Below are 16,310 nucleotides of genomic sequence, written 5' to 3' on the forward strand. Positions count from 1 at the left end.
CGCGGATCGACGAGGTCGGGGCGGCGCGCGCTCTTGGGCGCCCGCCCGGAGGCGCCCGTTCCGCCTCCGGGCGTCCGTCCGCGGGCGACCGTGTTGCATTCGCCCTCCTCGTGGACGCCCGGCCCCAGCCTCGTCGATGAAACGTAGGCTCGGGGCAACACGCCGGTACCACGGAAGGACCACCCCCATGACCATCCGCACGACTCATGTGGGCTCGCTGCCCCGCACGACCGAACTCATCGAGGCGAACCGCGCCCGCCGCGCTGGAACCCTGTCCGAGAAGGACTTCACTGCCCTCCTCCAGGACGAGGTGAACGGCGTCGTCGCGCGCCAGGCCGAGCTCGGGATCGACGTCGTCAACGACGGCGAGTACGGGCACGCGATGATCGACAACGTCGATTACGGAGCATGGTGGACCTACTCCTTCTCCCGCTTCTCGGGCCTCTCGATCGAGGACATCTCGCGCTTCGACGTCAAGCCCCCGGCGGGACGCGACGGCCGGATCTCCTTCTCCTCGTTCGCCGAGCGCCGCGACTGGAATCGCTTCGCCGACGCCTACTCCGACCCCGAGTCCGGCATCCACATCGCGAATAAGAATCCCGTCGCCTTCCCGACGATCGTCTCCGAGCTCGCCTACATCGGCGCCGACGCCGTCGAACGCGACATCGCCGGAACGAAGGCGGGCCTCGAGGCCGCGGGCAAGCCCGTGTCCGAGGGCTTCGTCGCCGCGATCTCGCCCGGCTCGGCGGCCCGCGTCGCCAACGCCTTCTACGAGGACGACGAGGCGGTCGTCTGGGCTTTCGCCGAGGGACTCCATGAGGAGTACAAGCGGATCACGGACGCCGGCCTCACCGTCCAGGTCGATGCTCCGGACATCGCGGAGGGCTGGGACCAGTTCGCCGTCGAGCCGAGCCTCGAGGACTACCGGGCCTTCCAGTGCGTCCGCATCGACGCGCTCAACCACGCGCTGCGCGGCATCGACCCCGAGCTCGTCCGCTTCCACGTCTGCTGGGGCTCGTGGCACGGCCCCCACACGACCGACATTCCCTTCACGGACATCGTCGACCTCGCCCTCGCCGTCAACGCGAACGGCCTCACCTTCGAGGCCGCGAACGCCCGCCACGCCCACGAGTGGACGATCTGGAAGGACACGCCGCTTCCCGACGGCAAGTACCTCATCCCCGGCGTCGTCTCCCACTCGACGAACGTCGTCGAGCACCCCGAACTCGTCGCCCAGAGGATCCGCCAATTCGCCGACATCGTCGGCGACGAGCGCGTCGTCGCCTCGACCGACTGCGGCCTCGGCGGGCGCGTCTACCCGTCGATCGCGTGGGCGAAGCTCGCGTCCCTCGCCGAGGGCGCGCGACTCGCCTCGAAGTGACGGGCCGGAGGCCGATGAGCGTCGTCATCGTCGAGAACGAGCCCGACGTCCACCCGGGCCGCCTCGCAACGCTCCTCCCGGACGCGCGCGTCCTGAGGATGCACGAGACTCCCGGCGCGATCGCCGACCTCCTCGACGCGCACGATCGGGGCGGGGCGCTCCCCGACGGGATCGTCGTCCTCGGTGGACGCCCGAACGCCTACGCCGACGAGCTCGTCCCGTGGCTCGCCGACGCCAAGGAGCTCCTGCGCCGCGCGGTCCGCGCCGACGTCCGCGTCCTCGGGATCTGCCTCGGCCATCAGCTCCTCGCGGTCGCGACCGGCGGCGAGGTCGAGGTCGGCGCGTCCGCCGGGCCGGAGTACGGCGTCACGGACGTCTTCTGGGACGACTCCGCGCGCGTGAGCCCGCTCGGGCTCGCCCTCGCGGGGATCCGCGTCGCCTTCGAGGACCACGGGGACGCGGTGACGCGCATCCCCGAGGGAGCGGAGGTGTGGGCGACCTCGGACAAGTACCCGCAGGTCATCCGTCTCGGATCGGCGCTCGGCGTCCAGTTCCACCCCGAGGTCGAACGGGAGCTCGTCGCCGCCTGGCAGGCGACGAACGAGAGGACCGACACCGAGGAGATCCTCGCCGGGTACGACGCGGCCGAGCCCGAACTCGTCGCCCTGTGCGAGCTCCTCGCCGGCTGGGTCGCTACCGGCAATCCCGCCCTCTGACCCCGCCCTCTCGCCTCCCGCTCCCTCTCGCCGAGAGCATTACCTTTCTCCGTCGAAAGCATTACCTTCGCGCGTCGAGGGGATCTCCCCTTCGGTCGGACGAGGGAATCGGGTGCGTTGTCAGCGGAGTGTGCCCGATTCCGACGTAAACGCCCGAAAACGCCAGGGCACGGGCCGGTTTCGGGCGCCCCACGAGCGGAGTGTGCCCGATTCCGGCGTAAGCGCCCGAAAACGCTGGGGCCCGCGACGGTTTCAGGCACACTGCGAACGGCATGTGCCCGATTCCGGCGTAAGCGCCCGAAAACGCCAGGGCACGGGCCGGTTTCGGGCGCCCCACGAGCGGAGTGTGCCCGATTCCGGCGTAAGCGCCCGAAAACGCTGGGGCCCGCGACGGTTTCAGGCACACTGCGAACGGCATGTGCCCGATTCCGACGTAAACGCCCGAAAACGCCAGGTCCCGCGTCGGTTTCGGGCACACTGCGGGCGGGCGCAGACAACGGAGGCGCTCCCTCACCGAATGGTGAGGGAGCCCCTCCGTTCGTCGAAGTCGACAGTGGGCCGCGACGTCGCCGCCCGTCAGGCAAGCCGGTACATCCAGCCGTAGGGATCCTCGGCGCGGCCCATCTGAATGTCGGTGAGGGCCTTGTGGATCGCGCGGGTGCGCTCCCCGACCGGGATTTCGACGTCGAAGTCGTCGTTGGCGAGGCGCGTGATCGGAGTGACGACCGCAGCGGTGCCGCAGGCGAAGACCTCGGACACGGCGCCCGATTCGATGCCGGAGACGAGCTCGTCGAGGGCGATCCGCTCCTCGCGGACGTCGACGCCCTGCTCGCGCAGCATCTTGCAGATCGCCGAGCGCGTGCCGCCCTCAAGGATGACGCCGGTGAGCTCGGGCGTGCGGATCGTCCCGTCCGCCATCACGACGAACATGTTCATGCCGCCGAGCTCCTCGAGGTACTTCTCCTCGTAGGTGTCGAGGAAGCAGACCTGGGAGAAGCCCTTCGCGGCCGCCTCCATCTGCGGGGCGAGGGACGCGGCGTAGTTGCCGCCGCACTTCGCCGAGCCGGTGCCGCCGGGGCCCGCGCGATGGGCGCCCTTGACGACCCAGATCGGGACGCCGGTGAAGCCGGAGGTGAAGTAGGGGCCCGAGGGGGAGCCGATGACGTAGTAGTCGACGACGCCGGCCGGGTGGACGCCGACGAACTCCTCGGACGCGAACATGAAGGGACGGAGGTAGAGGCTCGTGCCGTCGCCCTCGGGCACCCACTTCGCGTCGGCGCGGACGTAGTCGACGAGGGAGGCGACGAAGTCCTCGCGGTCGATCTGCGGGAGTGCGAGGCGGGCCGCCGAGTGGTTGAGGCGCGCGGCGTTGTACGCGGGGCGGAAGGTCCAGATCGAGCCGTCGTCGTGGCGGTAGGCCTTGATGCCCTCGAAGACGGACTGGGCGTAGTGGAGGACGGAGGCGCCGGGCGTGAGCTCGAGCTTCCCGTAGGGGATGACGCCGCGGTCGGACCAGCCGCCGTCGCGCGTCCAGCGCATGTGGGCCATGTGGTCGGTGAACTGGCGGCCGAAGGCGAGGGTGCTCATGACCTCGTCGTACTGCTCCTGGCTGGCCGGGTTCGGGTTCGGCGTGAGCGGGAAGCGGCCGGCGAGCTCATCGGCTACGGCGATCGGCTGCTCCGAGAGGGCTTCGAGTTCCGTCGGTGTGTGCGTGATCGCCATGGGTTCCTCCTGAGAGTCGGTTCCCTCACAGGATATGGCGCGGATGCGGCGCGCCCGCCCCGGTTCCGTCATGTGACCGTCGGACGGAAGGGACGGGCGGGCCTCAGCGAAAGCGTGCGCTCAGGCGAGCGCGGCGACGAGGTCGTCCCCGATCTGCGAGGTGGAGCGGACGAGCGGGGCGCCGGAGGCGGCGGCAGCGGCGCGCGCGGCCATGTCCTTCTCGATCGCGGCGTCGACGCGGGCGGCGAGGTCCGCGCGGCCGATGTGGTCGAGGAGGAGGGCGACCGAGGCGATCGTCGCGGTCGGGTCGGCGAGGCCCTTCCCGGCGATGTCGGGGGCGGACCCGTGGACGGGCTCGAACATCGAGGGGAAGGCGCCGTCGGGGTTGATGTTGCCGGAGGCGGCGAGTCCGATGCCTCCGGTCACCGCCCCGGCCTCGTCGGTGAGGATGTCGCCGAAGAGATTGTCCGTGACGATGACGTCGAAGCGCTGCGGGTCGGTCACCATGTAGATCGTCGCGGCGTCGACGTGGCAGTAGTCGACGCGGACGTCCGGGTATTCGGCGCCGACGGCCTCGACGGTGCGGCGCCAGAGGTGGCCGGCGTTGACGAGGACGTTGTGCTTGTGGACGAGGGTGAGGTGCTTGGCGGGCCGCGCGTTCGCCTTTTCGAAGGCGTAGCGGACGACACGCTCGACGCCGAACGCTGTATTGACGGAGACCTCGGTGGCGATTTCATGCGGGGTGCCGACGCGGACCGCGCCGCCGTTGCCGCAGTAGAGGCCCTCGGTGCCCTCACGGACGACGACGAAGTCGATGTCGCCGGGGTTGGCGAGCGGGCTGGGGACGCCCTCGAAGTACTTCGACGGGCGGAGGTTGACGTAGTGGTCGAGGGCGAAGCGGAGCTTGAGGAGGAGTCCGCGCTCGAGGACTCCGGAGGGGACGGACGGGTCGCCGACGGCGCCGAGGAGGATCGCGTCGTGGCCCTTGATCGCCTCGAGGTCCTCGTCGGTGAGGGTGTCGCCGGTCCGGTGCCACCGGTCGGCGCCGAGGTCGAATTCGGTCGTTTCGAGGGCGATGTCGGACCCGTCGAGGACGGCGGCGAGGACCTTGAGGCCCTCGGGCACGACCTCCTTGCCGATGCCGTCGCCGGGGATCACTGCGAGCTTGAGAGTCGTCATGCGCCCATTGTGGGGCGGCGCGCGCGGGCCGCCCGGAGTCGTCCGCCCACTGGTCGAACGGTCCGGCAGGTGAGAATTCCAGCCTTTCGGGGGCGCGCCTCGTTCCCTGATCGACGAGGTCGGGGCGGGGCGCCGACGAAGGGTGGGAACGGGTCGGGGGCACAGGATGCGGCGGGGCCCGCGCCGTGCGGCGCGGGCCCCGAAGCTCGAGTCGGACTCACCGACTCGGAGGTTCCCGGATCAGCGGGCGGCGGAGCCGTCCGTGTAGTCGGCGTCGGCCGAGGTCCAGCCGAAGGCCTTGCGGAGCTTCTGACCGGTCTTCTCGATCGGGTGGGCCTCGCCCTCGGCGCGCAGCGCCTTGAACTCGAGGCCGCCGTTGTCCTGGTCGGCGATGAAGCGCTTGGCGAAGGTGCCGTCCTGGATGTCCGCGAGGACCTCCTTCATGGCCTCCTTCACCTGCGGGCCGATGACGCGCGGGCCGGAGACGTAGTCGCCGTATTCGGCGGTGTCGGAGCAGGACCAGCGCTGCTTCGTGAGGCCGCCCTCGTTGATGAGGTCGACGATGAGCTTCATCTCGTGGCAGACCTCGAAGTAGGCCATCTCGGGCATGTAGCCCGCCTCGGTGAGGGTTTCGAAGCCGTACTGGATGAGGCGCGAGACGCCGCCGCAGAGCACGGCCTGCTCGCCGAAGAGGTCCGTCTCGGTCTCCTCGGTGAAGGTCGTCTTGATGACGCCGGCGCGGGTCGCGCCGATGCCCTTCGCGTAGGAGAGGGCGAGGTCCCAGGCCTGGCCGGAGGCGTCCTGCTCGACGCAGACGAGGGCGGGGACGCCGCGTCCGTCCTGGAACTGGCGGCGGACGGTGTGGCCCGGCCCCTTGGGGGCGACCATGCAGATGTCGTGGCCGGCCTCGGGGGCGATGTAGCCGTAGCGGATGTTGAAGCCGTGCGCGAAGAAGAGCGCGGCGTCGGGCTTGAGGTTGGGGGCGATCTGCTCGGCGTAGACGTAGCGCTGCACCTGGTCCGGGAGGAGGATCATGACGACGTCGCCCTCCTTCACCGCCTCGGGCACGTCCTTCACCTCGAGGCCGGCGGCCTCGGCCTTCTCCCAGGAGGAGGATCCGGGGCGGAGGCCCACGACCACGTCGACGCCCGAGTCCTTGAGGTTGAGCGCATGGGCGTGGCCCTGCGAGCCGTATCCGATGACGGCGACCTTCTTGGACTGGATGATCGACAGATCGGCGCCGTCGTCGTAGATGATCTCTGCCATTGTCATTTCTCCTTCAATTGATCCGTGATCGAGCGCGATCCGCGGCCGATCGCCACGGCGCCCGACTGGACGATTTCTGTGACGCCGTACGGCTCGAGTGCCGCGACGAGCGCCTCCAACTTCGACAGCGAGCCGATCGACTCGATGACGACGGACTCGGTCTGCACGTCGACGACGTGCGCGCGGAAGAGGTCGACGACCTGGAGGACGCCGGTGCGGCGCTCCTCGTCGGCGCGCACCTTGATGAGGAGGAGGCGCCGCTCGACCGAGTCGTTCGCGTCGAGCTCGACGACCTTGAGGACGTTGACGAGCTTGTTGAGCTGCTTCGTCACCTGCTCGAAGGGCTGGTCGTCGGCGGCGACGATGATCGTCATCCGCGAGATCTCAGGGTGCTCGGTCTCGCCGACCGCGAGGGACTTGATGTTGAACGCGCGGCGCGCGAAGAGGGCGGCGACCCGCGTGAGGACGCCGGGCTTGTTCTCCACGAGCACGCTGAGGGTGTGCATCTGCGTCATCGTTCAGTCCTCCACGTCCCAGTCGGGGGCCATGCCCTTGGCGTACCTGATCTCGTCGTTCGATACGCCGGCGGCGACCATCGGCCACACCATCGCGTCCTTGGACACGCGGAAGTCGATGAGGACGGGCCGGTCGTTGATCGACATCGCCCATTCGATCGCCTCGTCGACCTCGTCGATCGACCGGACGGTCCGCGCGGCCATGCCGTAGGCGGTCGCGAGCATCTCGAAGTTGGGGATCTGCTCCCCGTCGACCGGGTTGAGGGTCGTGTTCGAGTAGCGCTTCCCGTAGAAGAGGGACTGCCATTGGCGGACCATTCCGAGGACCGAGTTGTTGATGAGGCAGACCTTGATGGGGATGTCGTTGATCGCGCAGGTGGCGAGCTCCTGGTTCGTCATCTGGAAGGAGCCGTCGCCGTCGATCGCCCACACGACCTTGTCGGGGGCGCCGACCTGGGCGCCCATGGCGGCGGGGATGCAGAAGCCCATCGTGCCGAGGCCGGACGAGGAGATGAAGTGGCGCGGCTCCTCGTAGTCGATGAACTGCGCGGCCCACATCTGGTGCTGGCCGACGCCGGTCACGTAGATCGCGTCGGGGCCGGCGATCTTCGAGAGGCGGGAGAGGACGTCCTGGGGGGCCATGAGCCCGTCCTCGGTGTCCGTCCACCCCATCGGGTAGCAGTCCTTCAGTCGGTTGAGGTAGCGCCACCATCCGGAGATGTCGGCGGCGCCGTTCTCGCGCTCCTCGGCGATCTCGTCGACGAGGGCGGGGAGCGCCGAGGAGAGGTCGCCGACGATCGGGACGTCGGCGTAGCGGTTCTTCGAGATCTCCGCGGCGTCGATGTCGATGTGGACGACCTTCGCGCGCGGCGCGAAGGAGTCGAGCCGCCCGGTGACGCGGTCGTCGAAGCGCGCGCCGAGGGCGACGATGAGGTCGGCGCGCTGGAGGGCGCCGACGGCCGCGACGGTCCCGTGCATGCCGGGCATGCCGAGGTTGTGCGGGTCGGAGTCGGGGAAGGCGCCGCGAGCGGTGAGCGTCGTGACGACGGGCGCGTCAGTGAGCTCGACGAGCTTCGCGAGCGAGTCGGAGGCGCCGGACCGGATGAGGCCGCCTCCGACGTAGAGGACGGGCGCCTGGGCGTTGAGGATCTCCTTGGCGGCGGCGCGCACCTGCTTCTTGTGCGGCTTGCCGGCGACCTTGTAGCCGGGCAGGTCCATGATCGGCGGCCACGAGAATTCCATCTTCGACGTCTGCGCGGACTTCGTGACGTCGACGAGGACGGGGCCGGGGCGCCCGGAGGAGGCGATCATGAACGCCTCGGCGAGGCGGGCGGGGATCTCGTTCGGGTCGGTGACGAGGAAGGCGTGCTTCGTCAGGGGCATCGCCGCGCCGACGATGTCGGCCTCCTGGAACGCGTCGGTGCCGATGAGCGACGCCCCGACCTGGCCGGAGATCACGACCATGGGGACGGAGTCCATGTTCGCGTCGGCGAGCGCCGTCAGGGTGTTCGTCGCACCGGGTCCGGAGGTGACGATCGCGCATCCGGTGCGGCCGGTTGCGAGGGCGTAGCCCTCGGCGGCGTGGCCGGCGCCCTGCTCGTGGCGCACGAGGATGTGGTGGAGCGTCGAGCTCATCAACGGATCGTAGGTGGGGAGGATGGCTCCGCCGGGCATGCCGAAGACGTCGGTCACGCCGAGGGCCTCGAGGCTGGCGACGATCGCCTCGGCCCCGGTCATCGTCTGGGTTTCCGCAGTGTCCTTCACCGCTTGGTCCTCTCTTCACGTGGGTGGATCGCATGAAAAAATCCCCAGCCGCAGGGCGAGAGGGGATGAGGCGTGCGATCCATCCGTATTCACGCGGCAGGAATCGCACGCCCGGGTACGAGGACCTGGACGCGAATGCCGATCGCGAGAATGTTGAGCACGTCTCTACGGTAGGCCCAGTGGAGGCCCACACCCGTGATGTCTCACACTTCGGGACCACCGCCCCGCCCTCGTCGATCGGCCGCCGGAGTCGACCCGCGCGGCGCCGGGCGCGGGCGTCGGCGATCCGGAGGGCATGGGACGATGGGCCGCTTCGGGCGGAGTTCCCACTGGGATAATGGCCACGTTTCGTGTCCCTTACAACAGTGGGAGTCCACGCCTGTGGAAACGGTTTTCACGTTGCTGGCGGAGCAGCCAGTACTCTTCCTCTTCATCCTCATCGGCATCGGTATGGCCTTCGGCCACCTCAAGATCAAGGGCATCGGCCTCGGCGCCGCGGCGGTGCTGTTCCTCGCGATCATCCTCGCGGCGTGGGCGCAGGCCTACGGCATCGAGCTGCGCGTGACCCCGCAGCTCGGCACGCTCGGGCTCACGCTCTTCACCTTCGCGATCGGCATCAACTCCGGCGCGTCGTTCTTCCACAACCTCAAGACCGCGATCGGTCCGATCCTCGCGGTCGTCGTCCTCTACATCGTCGCGGCGGGCGTCGGCCTCGGCGTCGGCAAGGCGATGGGCATGGACATCGCACTGATCTCCGGCACCTTCGCCGGCGCCGTGACGAACACGCCGGCCCTCGCGGCCGCGGGCGACGCGACGGGGCAGCTCGACCGGGCGACGGTCGGCTACTCGATCGCCTACCTTTTCGGCGTCATCGGCATGCTCGCCGCCTCGATGGCGGCCCTCTCCTACGGCAAGAACGACCGCGACACCCCCTCCCCCCTGTCGAACAGGACGATTCGCGTCGAGCGCGACGACCACCCCTTCGTCGGCGACATCTACGAGAAGCTCGGCTCGAAGGTCACGTTCTCGCGTCTGCGCCGCGGCGAAACCGGGCCTATCACCCGCCCGTCGATGTCGGACACGCTCGACCCGGGCGATCTCGTCACCGTCGTCGGCCCCCGCGAGCTGGTGGCCCGCGCGGCGACCGAGCTCGGCCACGCCTCCTCGCACTCGCTCATGCAGGACCGCACGTACCTCGATTTCCGTCGTATGACGGTCTCGGATCCGAAGGTCGCGGGCCGCGCGGTCGGCGATCTCGACCTCGCCAAGCAGTTCTCCGCGACGATCTCGCGCGTCCGCCGCGGCGACGTCGACATGATCGCCGAGCCCGGCCTCATCCTCCAGGAGGGCGACCGCGTTCGCGTCGTCGCCCCGACCTCGAAGATGGCGGCGATCACGAAGTTCTTCGGCGACTCGGCGCGCGGCCTCTCCGACATCAACCCGATCGCCCTCGGCATCGGCATGGCGCTCGGCATCGCGATCGGCGAGCTCCCGATCCTCACGCCGTCCGGCGATTACTTCTCGATCGGTTCGGCGGCGGGCACGCTCATCGTCGGCCTGATCTTCGGCCGCCTCGGCCGCGTCGGGCCGGTCGTCACCGCGCTCCCCTACACCGCGTGCCAGGTGCTCTCCGAGTTCGGACTTCTCGTGTTCCTCGCGCAGGCGGGCGCGAACGCGGGCGGTCAGATCGCCAATGCCTTCACCTCGGGCGACTGGATTAAGATCTTCGTCCTCGGCCTCATCATGACGTCGATCATGGCGGTCGGCATCTACTGCACGATGCGCTGGATGTTCAAGATGGGCGGCACGCAGCTGTCCGGCTTCCTCGGCGGCGCTCAGACGCAGCCGGCGGTCCTCGCCTTCGCGAACGGCCGTACGAACGCCGATCCGCGCGTGTCCCTCGGCTACGCGCTCATCTACCCGGTCGCGATGGTCGGCAAGATCCTCGTCGCCCAGATCCTCGGCGGGATCGGCTGATTCCACCTCCTCGTTCGATCCTCCGATCGACGAGGACGCCCGGAGGGGGCCGCTGCTATCGCAGCGGCCCCCTCCGCCGTTCAGCCGCCCTTTCCACTCGCCCCCGCCCGCCACTCGCCCTCGCCTCACCGAGAGCATCACGTTGGTCCGTCGAGGGGATGCGCGCTGACGTCCTGCGCAAACGCACGACGTCAGCGCGCACGACTATCGACGTCGCGGGAGGGTGATCCGGGCGGGGAAATGCCTTGGTCAGGGGGCCGGCTTCGGCGTGCGACCGGCCGACGCACCCCGACGAAAAAAGGGAGCGGGGCGGCGCCGATGGCGTCGCCCCGCTCCTGATCCTCTCCGTCGAGGAAGCCCTCAGGCCCCGGCCTCGTCGATCCCGACCTCGGCCGCGCCCTCCGCCGCGGAAACCGCGCCCGCCGCGTCCTCCTCGGCCGCGGCCACGATGACGGAGTCCTCCGAGCCGAGCTCGACCACCGTCTCCTCGAGCGGCGGGACGACCGGCGGCTTCTCCATCAGCCAGTTCTTGTCGGTGAGCATGCGGGCGACCGCCAAGCCGATGCCGATGCCGAGGATGGTGAAGGCGACCGTGAAGAGCGACTGGAGCGCCTCGACCATCTGCCCGTTGTTGAGGTACGTCAGTGAGCGGTACAGCGGCACGCCCGGAATCATGATGACGACCGCCGGTACCGACAGGGTGACGCGGGAGAAGCGCGTCTTGCTCGCCGCGTAGCTCGCCAGCAGGCCGGCGGCGAGCGCCGCGAGACCGACCGCCGCGGGCGTCGGGAGCCCCGCCTCGTTCTGCAGGGCGAGGCGGCTCGTGTTGATCACCGCGCCGATGAGCGCGGCCACGGCCGCTACTCTCGCCGGCGAATTGAAAAGCATCGCGAAGCCGTAGGACGCGACGAAGCTCGTGAAGAATCGCAGCGTGTACAGCAGCCACGGCGCGAGGATGTAGACGTACTCGGGGGTCACCGACCAGTGGAACGCGCTCGACACGACCCATGTCGCCACGCCCGCCGAGACCACGAGCATGAAGACGTACACAAGCCGCGCGATGCCCCCCTGAAAGTCGTGGCGAACGAGGTCGATAATGCCTGTGACGAGCGGGAAGCCCGGAACGAGGAACAGCATCGCCGAGATGAACCCCGCCTGGTGCGTCGGCTCGAGTCCCAGGAAGTGCTGCGCAGGAGCGACGAGCAGGATGTAGATGAGCGCGGCGACGGCGCCGCACGCCATCCACACGCCGAAGTGATTCATGCGGCGGTGGAGCATTTGACGGCGCAGTGCCTGACCGAAGAATGCGGCCACAGCCACCGCCGAGCACTCGACCCAACCGCCGGCGTTGAGGAACGAGAACGCCGCGCAGGCGAGGCCCGAGGCCGCGGCGTTCGAGAACCAGTCGTAGAGGGCGGGGACCCGCTCGATGTCGTCGAGCGCCTTGTCGACATCCTCGACGAGGACGGACTTGCCTCGGATCGATGCGACGTAGTTGTTGAGCCGGTCGATCTTGTCGGCGTTCACGCCCATCTGGCGCTGCTCCGCCAGGCCCGTGCGGAACGTGCCGTTGGCGTACGCAGTCGCGATGATCTCCGTGTACGTCACCTGGGCGTGGTGCTCCGCGATGCCGACGGCATGCGCGACGGTCGCCATCGAGGCCTTCACGCGGTAGGCGCTCGCACCCGACGCGAGGAACATCTGGCCGAGTCGGAGGACGACGCGGGACTGGTGGGCAAGGCGATCGTGAGCCGCGATTCGCGAGGCCTGGATCTCATCGGAGGGCTCTTCCGGGACGTACGCCGGGAAGACCGCAGGGGTGGATTCCGTCATGGGAACAGCATTCCACGACCGGGGTGAACACGGGACGGACGATTGTCATACGCGCGTTGTCGGATGGGCCACTGCGGGTGGTGCGGACCCGTTGGGTGTGGGGGTTGTGGGCCTTTTGCGGGGGTGTGCGCGTGTGGTGGTGTGACCGCGTGTGAGCGCGCGTGGTCTCCGGTGCGGACCGTGCGCGCGTGTTGGTGTGCGCGTGTGGTGGTGTGACCGCGTGTGAGGGCGCGTGGTTTCCGGTGCGGACTGTGTGCGCGTGGGTGCGCGCGTGTGTTGGTGTGTGTGGGTGCGCGTCTGGTGGTGTGACCGGGTGTGTGCGCGTGTGGGTGTGATACGGCGGGAGGGGGGAGAACCAACAATGGTTCTCCCCCCTCCCCGGTTGGGTGTGTTGCGGCGGCGTCCTACTCTCCCACACCCTCCCAGGTGCAGTACCATCGGCGTTGTTGGGCTTAGCTTCCAGGTTCGGAATGTTGCTGGGCGTTTCCCCAACGCTATGACCACCGCAAGAATGATCATCCGTATTCACATGTGTTTCCCCCGCCTTGTGGTGGTGCCACCACCCGGGGGTGTGGGTTGGATGTGATTCGTATAGTGGTTGTGAGCATTCCAGCGTGTTCCGCTTCCCCCCAAATTTTGTGTCCCCCCTTTTTGTCCTTCGGCCTGGTGTTGCCACCGTGGCGTCCGCGGGGGGTGGGGGGGTTGTGTTTAGTGTCGGCCCATTAGTACCAGTCGGCTCACGAGCGCGTTGCGGCGCTTCCACCTCTGGCCTATCAACCCGCTAGTCTGGCGGGGGCCTTCACACCATTACTGGTGTCGGAAACCTCATCTTGGAGCAGGCTTCCCGCTTAGATGCTTTCAGCGGTTATCCCTTCCGAACGTAGCCAACCAGCCATGCACCTGGCGGTACAACTGGCACACCAGAGGTTCGTCCATCCCGGTCCTCTCGTACTAGGGACGGCCCTCCACAAGTTTCCTGCGCGCACAGAGGATAGGGACCGAACTGTCTCACGACGTTCTGAACCCAGCTCGCGTACCGCTTTAATGGGCGAACAGCCCAACCCTTGGGACCAACTCCAGCCCCAGGATGCGACGAGCCGACATCGAGGTGCCAAACCATGCCGTCGATATGGACTCTTGGGCAAGATCAGCCTGTTATCCCCGGGGTACCTTTTATCCGTTGAGCGACCACGCACCCACGTGCCATGGCCGGATCACTAGTTCCTGCTTTCGCACCTGCTCGACCCGTCGGTCTCACAGTCAAGCTCCCTTGTACACTTGCACTCGCCACCTGATTACCAACCAGGCTGAGGGAACCTTTGAGCGCCTCCGTTACATTTTAGGAGGCAACCGCCCCAGTTAAACTACCCACCAGGCACTGTCCCCAACCCGGATCACGGGCCGAGGTTAGATGACCGCTTCAACCAGAATGGTATTTCAACGACGACTCCACCCAGGCTGGCGCCCAAGCTTCACAGTCTCCCACCTATCCTACACAAGTTCAAGCGAACACCAATACCAAGCTATAGTAAAGGTCCCGGGGTCTTTCCGTCCTTCTGCGCGAAACGAGCATCTTTACTCGTACTGCAATTTCACCGAGTTCACGGTCGAGACAGCGGAGAAGTCGTTACGCCATTCGTGCAGGTCGGAACTTACCCGACAAGGAATTTCGCTACCTTAGGATGGTTATAGTTACCACCGCCGTTTACTGGGGCTTAAATTCAAACCTTCACCACACGAATGCGGTTGAGTCTTCCTCTTAACCTTCCAGCACCGGGCAGGCGTCAGTGCGTATACATCGTCTTACGACTTCGCACGCACCTGTGTTTTTGATAAACAGTCGCTTCTCCCTATTCTCTGCGACCCCACCACGCTCCCACCGCAAAAGGGGTGTTCACACAGCAGGGTCCTCCTTATCCCGAAGTTACGGAGGAATTTTGCCGAGTTCCTTAACCATGATTCACTCGAACGCCTCGGTATACTCTACCTGACCACCTGAGTCGGTTTAGGGTACGGGCGCGTCGCCCCCTCACGTCGAGGCTTTTCTTGACAGTACAGGATCACCACCAGACACCCCATAAGGGGCACCCCCATCAGCCCTCACCCTTCTGTCCACCGGATTTGCCTGGCGGACGGGCCACAACCTTAGACACGCACAACCATCGGCGCGCGGCAGCTACCTCTCTGCGTCACCCCTGTCAACACGCTTGCCTACACACAATCAGGATCCCAAGACCACCCCCACACCCCACCACCCGAAGGCAGCAGGAGGAGGACGGCGATTGGTTAGCACAAAAGCTTCAGCACTTGGCGGTTGCGACGCGGTACCAGAATATCAACTGGTTGTCCATCGACTACGCCTGTCGGCCTCGCCTTAGGACCCGACTAACCCAGGGCGGATAAACCTAGCCCTGGAACCCTTAGTCAATCGGCGGACGGGATTCTCACCCGCCATTCGTTACTCATGCCTGCATTCTCACTCCCACACGCTCCACCCACCATTCCCAGCAGGCTTCACCGCACGCAGGACGCTCCCCTACCCACCCACACCACCACAGGACCCTGAAGATCCCAGGCGTATACGTGTGAGTGCCACAGCTTCGGCGGTACGCTTAAGCCCCGCTACATTGTCGGCGCGAAACCACTTGACCAGTGAGCTATTACGCACTCTTTCAAGGATGGCTGCTTCTAAGCCAACCTCCTGGTTGTCACCGCGATCTCACATCCTTTCCCACTTAGCGCACACTTAGGGGCCTTAGCTGATGATCTGGGCTGTTTCCCTCTCGACGACGAAGCTTATCCCCCGCCGTCTCACTGCCGTGCTCCACCTCATGGCATTCGGAGTTTGGCTGACGTCAGTAACCCCAAGGGCCCATCGGCCATCCAGTAGCTCTACCTCCACGAGGAACCACACAACGCTGCACCTAAATGCATTTCGGGGAGAACCAGCTATCACGGAGTTTGATTGGCCTTTCACCCCTACCCACAGTTCATCCCCCAGGTTTTCAACCCTGGTGGGTTCGGTCCTCCACGACGTCTTACCATCGCTTCAACCTGACCATGGGTAGATCACCCCGCTTCGGGTCCAGAACACGCGACAAACGCCATATTTCAGACTCGCTTTCGCTACGCATACCCCACACGGGTTAAGCACGCCACGTATCACTGACTCGCAGGCTCATTCTTCAAAAGGCACGCCATCACCCCACAAGGCTCTGACGGCTTACAGGCACACGGTTTCAGGTACTATTTCACTCCCCTCCCGGGGTACTTTTCACCATTCCCTCACGGTACTTATGCACTATCGGTCATCAAGGAGTATTCAGGCTTACCAGGTGGTCCTGGCAGATTCACACGAGATTTCACGAGTCCCGCACTACTCGGGCACCCACCCCACTGCTGTATGTCGAAGTCCATCTACGCGACTCTCACGCACTCCGGTCCGCCATCCCAAACGGTTCAACTCCCACAACACACACCAGCCCACCCCCGGCAGAAGGCAGACGAATGAGCCCCACAACACCGCACATGCAACGCCCGCCGGCTCTCACACACACACGGTTTAGCCATCCTCCGCTTTCGCTCGCCACTACTCACGGAATATCTTTTCCTACGGGTACTGAGATGTTTCACTTCCCCGCGTTCCCCCCACCACCCTATACACGTTCAGATGATGGTAACCAGGCACAACCCCAGCTAGGTTCCCCCATTCGGACACCCTCGGATCACAGTTCGCTCGCCAACTCCCCGAGGCATATCGCAGGCCGCAACGTCCTTCATCAGCTCTTGATGCCAAGGCATCCACCGAATGCCCAACAAAACTAAACAAAACCACAGAACAAAAGATGCTCACAACCACTATACAAATCACAAACAACCCACCACACCACCCACACCAACCCAACCAGGCCAGCACAAGCAGCAGGCCAACCCCCCACACGCGAACCACAACAGGCC

9 protein-coding genes and 2 rRNA genes are annotated in these 16,310 nt (G+C 66.5%); 3 read left to right on the plus strand and 8 right to left on the minus strand.

Annotated elements, in window-relative coordinates; translation table 11 throughout:
• Window positions 1–187: 187 nt before the first annotated feature.
• On the plus strand, window positions 188–1,381 hold the full coding sequence (locus tag DY157_RS05850) for a cobalamin-independent methionine synthase II family protein (protein ID WP_115727641.1): 1,194 nt from the start codon (window positions 188–190) through the stop codon (window positions 1,379–1,381).
• Window positions 1,382–1,395: 14 nt separating this feature from the next.
• A complete protein-coding gene (locus DY157_RS05855) occupies window positions 1,396–2,097 on the plus strand; it encodes a type 1 glutamine amidotransferase (protein ID WP_115727642.1) in 702 nt (233 codons plus the stop codon).
• 576 nt (window positions 2,098–2,673) lie between these two features.
• Here DY157_RS05855 and DY157_RS05860 read toward each other — a convergent pair.
• The 5 genes from DY157_RS05860 to DY157_RS05880 all read right to left on the minus strand — a co-directional run bounded on the left by DY157_RS05860 (window position 2,674) and on the right by DY157_RS05880 (window position 8,543).
• Window positions 2,674–3,819, minus strand: a complete 1,146-nt coding sequence (locus DY157_RS05860; protein WP_115727643.1) for a branched-chain amino acid aminotransferase — start codon at window positions 3,817–3,819, stop codon at window positions 2,674–2,676.
• A 120-nt stretch (window positions 3,820–3,939) separates the two neighbouring features.
• Complete coding sequence (locus tag DY157_RS05865) at window positions 3,940–4,998, minus strand: 3-isopropylmalate dehydrogenase (RefSeq protein ID WP_115727644.1); 1,059 nt, start codon at window positions 4,996–4,998, stop codon at window positions 3,940–3,942.
• A 240-nt stretch (window positions 4,999–5,238) separates the two neighbouring features.
• A complete protein-coding gene (gene ilvC / locus DY157_RS05870) occupies window positions 5,239–6,264 on the minus strand; it encodes a ketol-acid reductoisomerase (protein WP_115727645.1) in 1,026 nt (341 codons plus the stop codon).
• Window positions 6,265–6,266: 2 nt separating this feature from the next.
• On the minus strand, window positions 6,267–6,779 hold the full coding sequence (ilvN, locus tag DY157_RS05875; RefSeq protein ID WP_115727646.1) for an acetolactate synthase small subunit: 513 nt from the start codon (window positions 6,777–6,779) through the stop codon (window positions 6,267–6,269).
• Window positions 6,780–6,782: 3 nt separating this feature from the next.
• Window positions 6,783–8,543, minus strand: coding sequence for an acetolactate synthase large subunit (locus DY157_RS05880; protein WP_115727647.1), 1,761 nt, complete (start codon window positions 8,541–8,543; stop codon window positions 6,783–6,785).
• A 381-nt stretch (window positions 8,544–8,924) separates the two neighbouring features.
• Between DY157_RS05880 and DY157_RS05885 the strand changes: the two genes are divergently transcribed.
• A complete protein-coding gene (locus DY157_RS05885) occupies window positions 8,925–10,520 on the plus strand; it encodes an aspartate:alanine exchanger family transporter (protein WP_115727648.1) in 1,596 nt (531 codons plus the stop codon).
• A gap of 360 nt (window positions 10,521–10,880) precedes the next feature.
• On the opposite strand, the gene DY157_RS05890 is transcribed toward DY157_RS05885, so the two are convergent.
• The 3 genes from DY157_RS05890 to DY157_RS05900 form a co-directional block, all read right to left on the minus strand.
• Window positions 10,881–12,278 carry a threonine/serine exporter family protein gene (locus tag DY157_RS05890; protein ID WP_115727954.1) on the minus strand — a complete coding sequence of 466 codons (1,398 nt, stop codon included), beginning with the start codon at window positions 12,276–12,278 and terminating at the stop codon, window positions 10,881–10,883.
• A 466-nt stretch (window positions 12,279–12,744) separates the two neighbouring features.
• Window positions 12,745–12,861 (minus strand): 5S ribosomal RNA (rrf, locus tag DY157_RS05895).
• Between the two features lie 195 nt (window positions 12,862–13,056).
• A 23S ribosomal RNA gene (locus DY157_RS05900) occupies window positions 13,057–16,181 on the minus strand.
• Between the last annotated feature and the right edge of the window lie 129 nt (window positions 16,182–16,310).

Origin of the sequence: Actinomyces culturomici (genome assembly GCF_900499005.1) — a bacterium.
Lineage (GTDB): Bacteria > Actinomycetota > Actinomycetes > Actinomycetales > Actinomycetaceae > Pauljensenia > Pauljensenia culturomici.

Coding starts and splice junctions, on each gene's coding strand:
- DY157_RS05850 (WP_115727641.1), top strand. CDS start 188: ATGACCATCCGCACGACTCATGTGGGCTCGCTGCCCCGCACGACCGAA.
- DY157_RS05865 (WP_115727644.1), bottom strand. CDS start 4,998: ATGACGACTCTCAAGCTCGCAGTGATCCCCGGCGACGGCATCGGCAAG.
- ilvC (WP_115727645.1), bottom strand. CDS start 6,264: ATGGCAGAGATCATCTACGACGACGGCGCCGATCTGTCGATCATCCAG.
- ilvN (WP_115727646.1), bottom strand. CDS start 6,779: ATGACGCAGATGCACACCCTCAGCGTGCTCGTGGAGAACAAGCCCGGC.
- DY157_RS05860 (WP_115727643.1), bottom strand. CDS start 3,819: ATGGCGATCACGCACACACCGACGGAACTCGAAGCCCTCTCGGAGCAG.
- DY157_RS05855 (WP_115727642.1), top strand. CDS start 1,396: ATGAGCGTCGTCATCGTCGAGAACGAGCCCGACGTCCACCCGGGCCGC.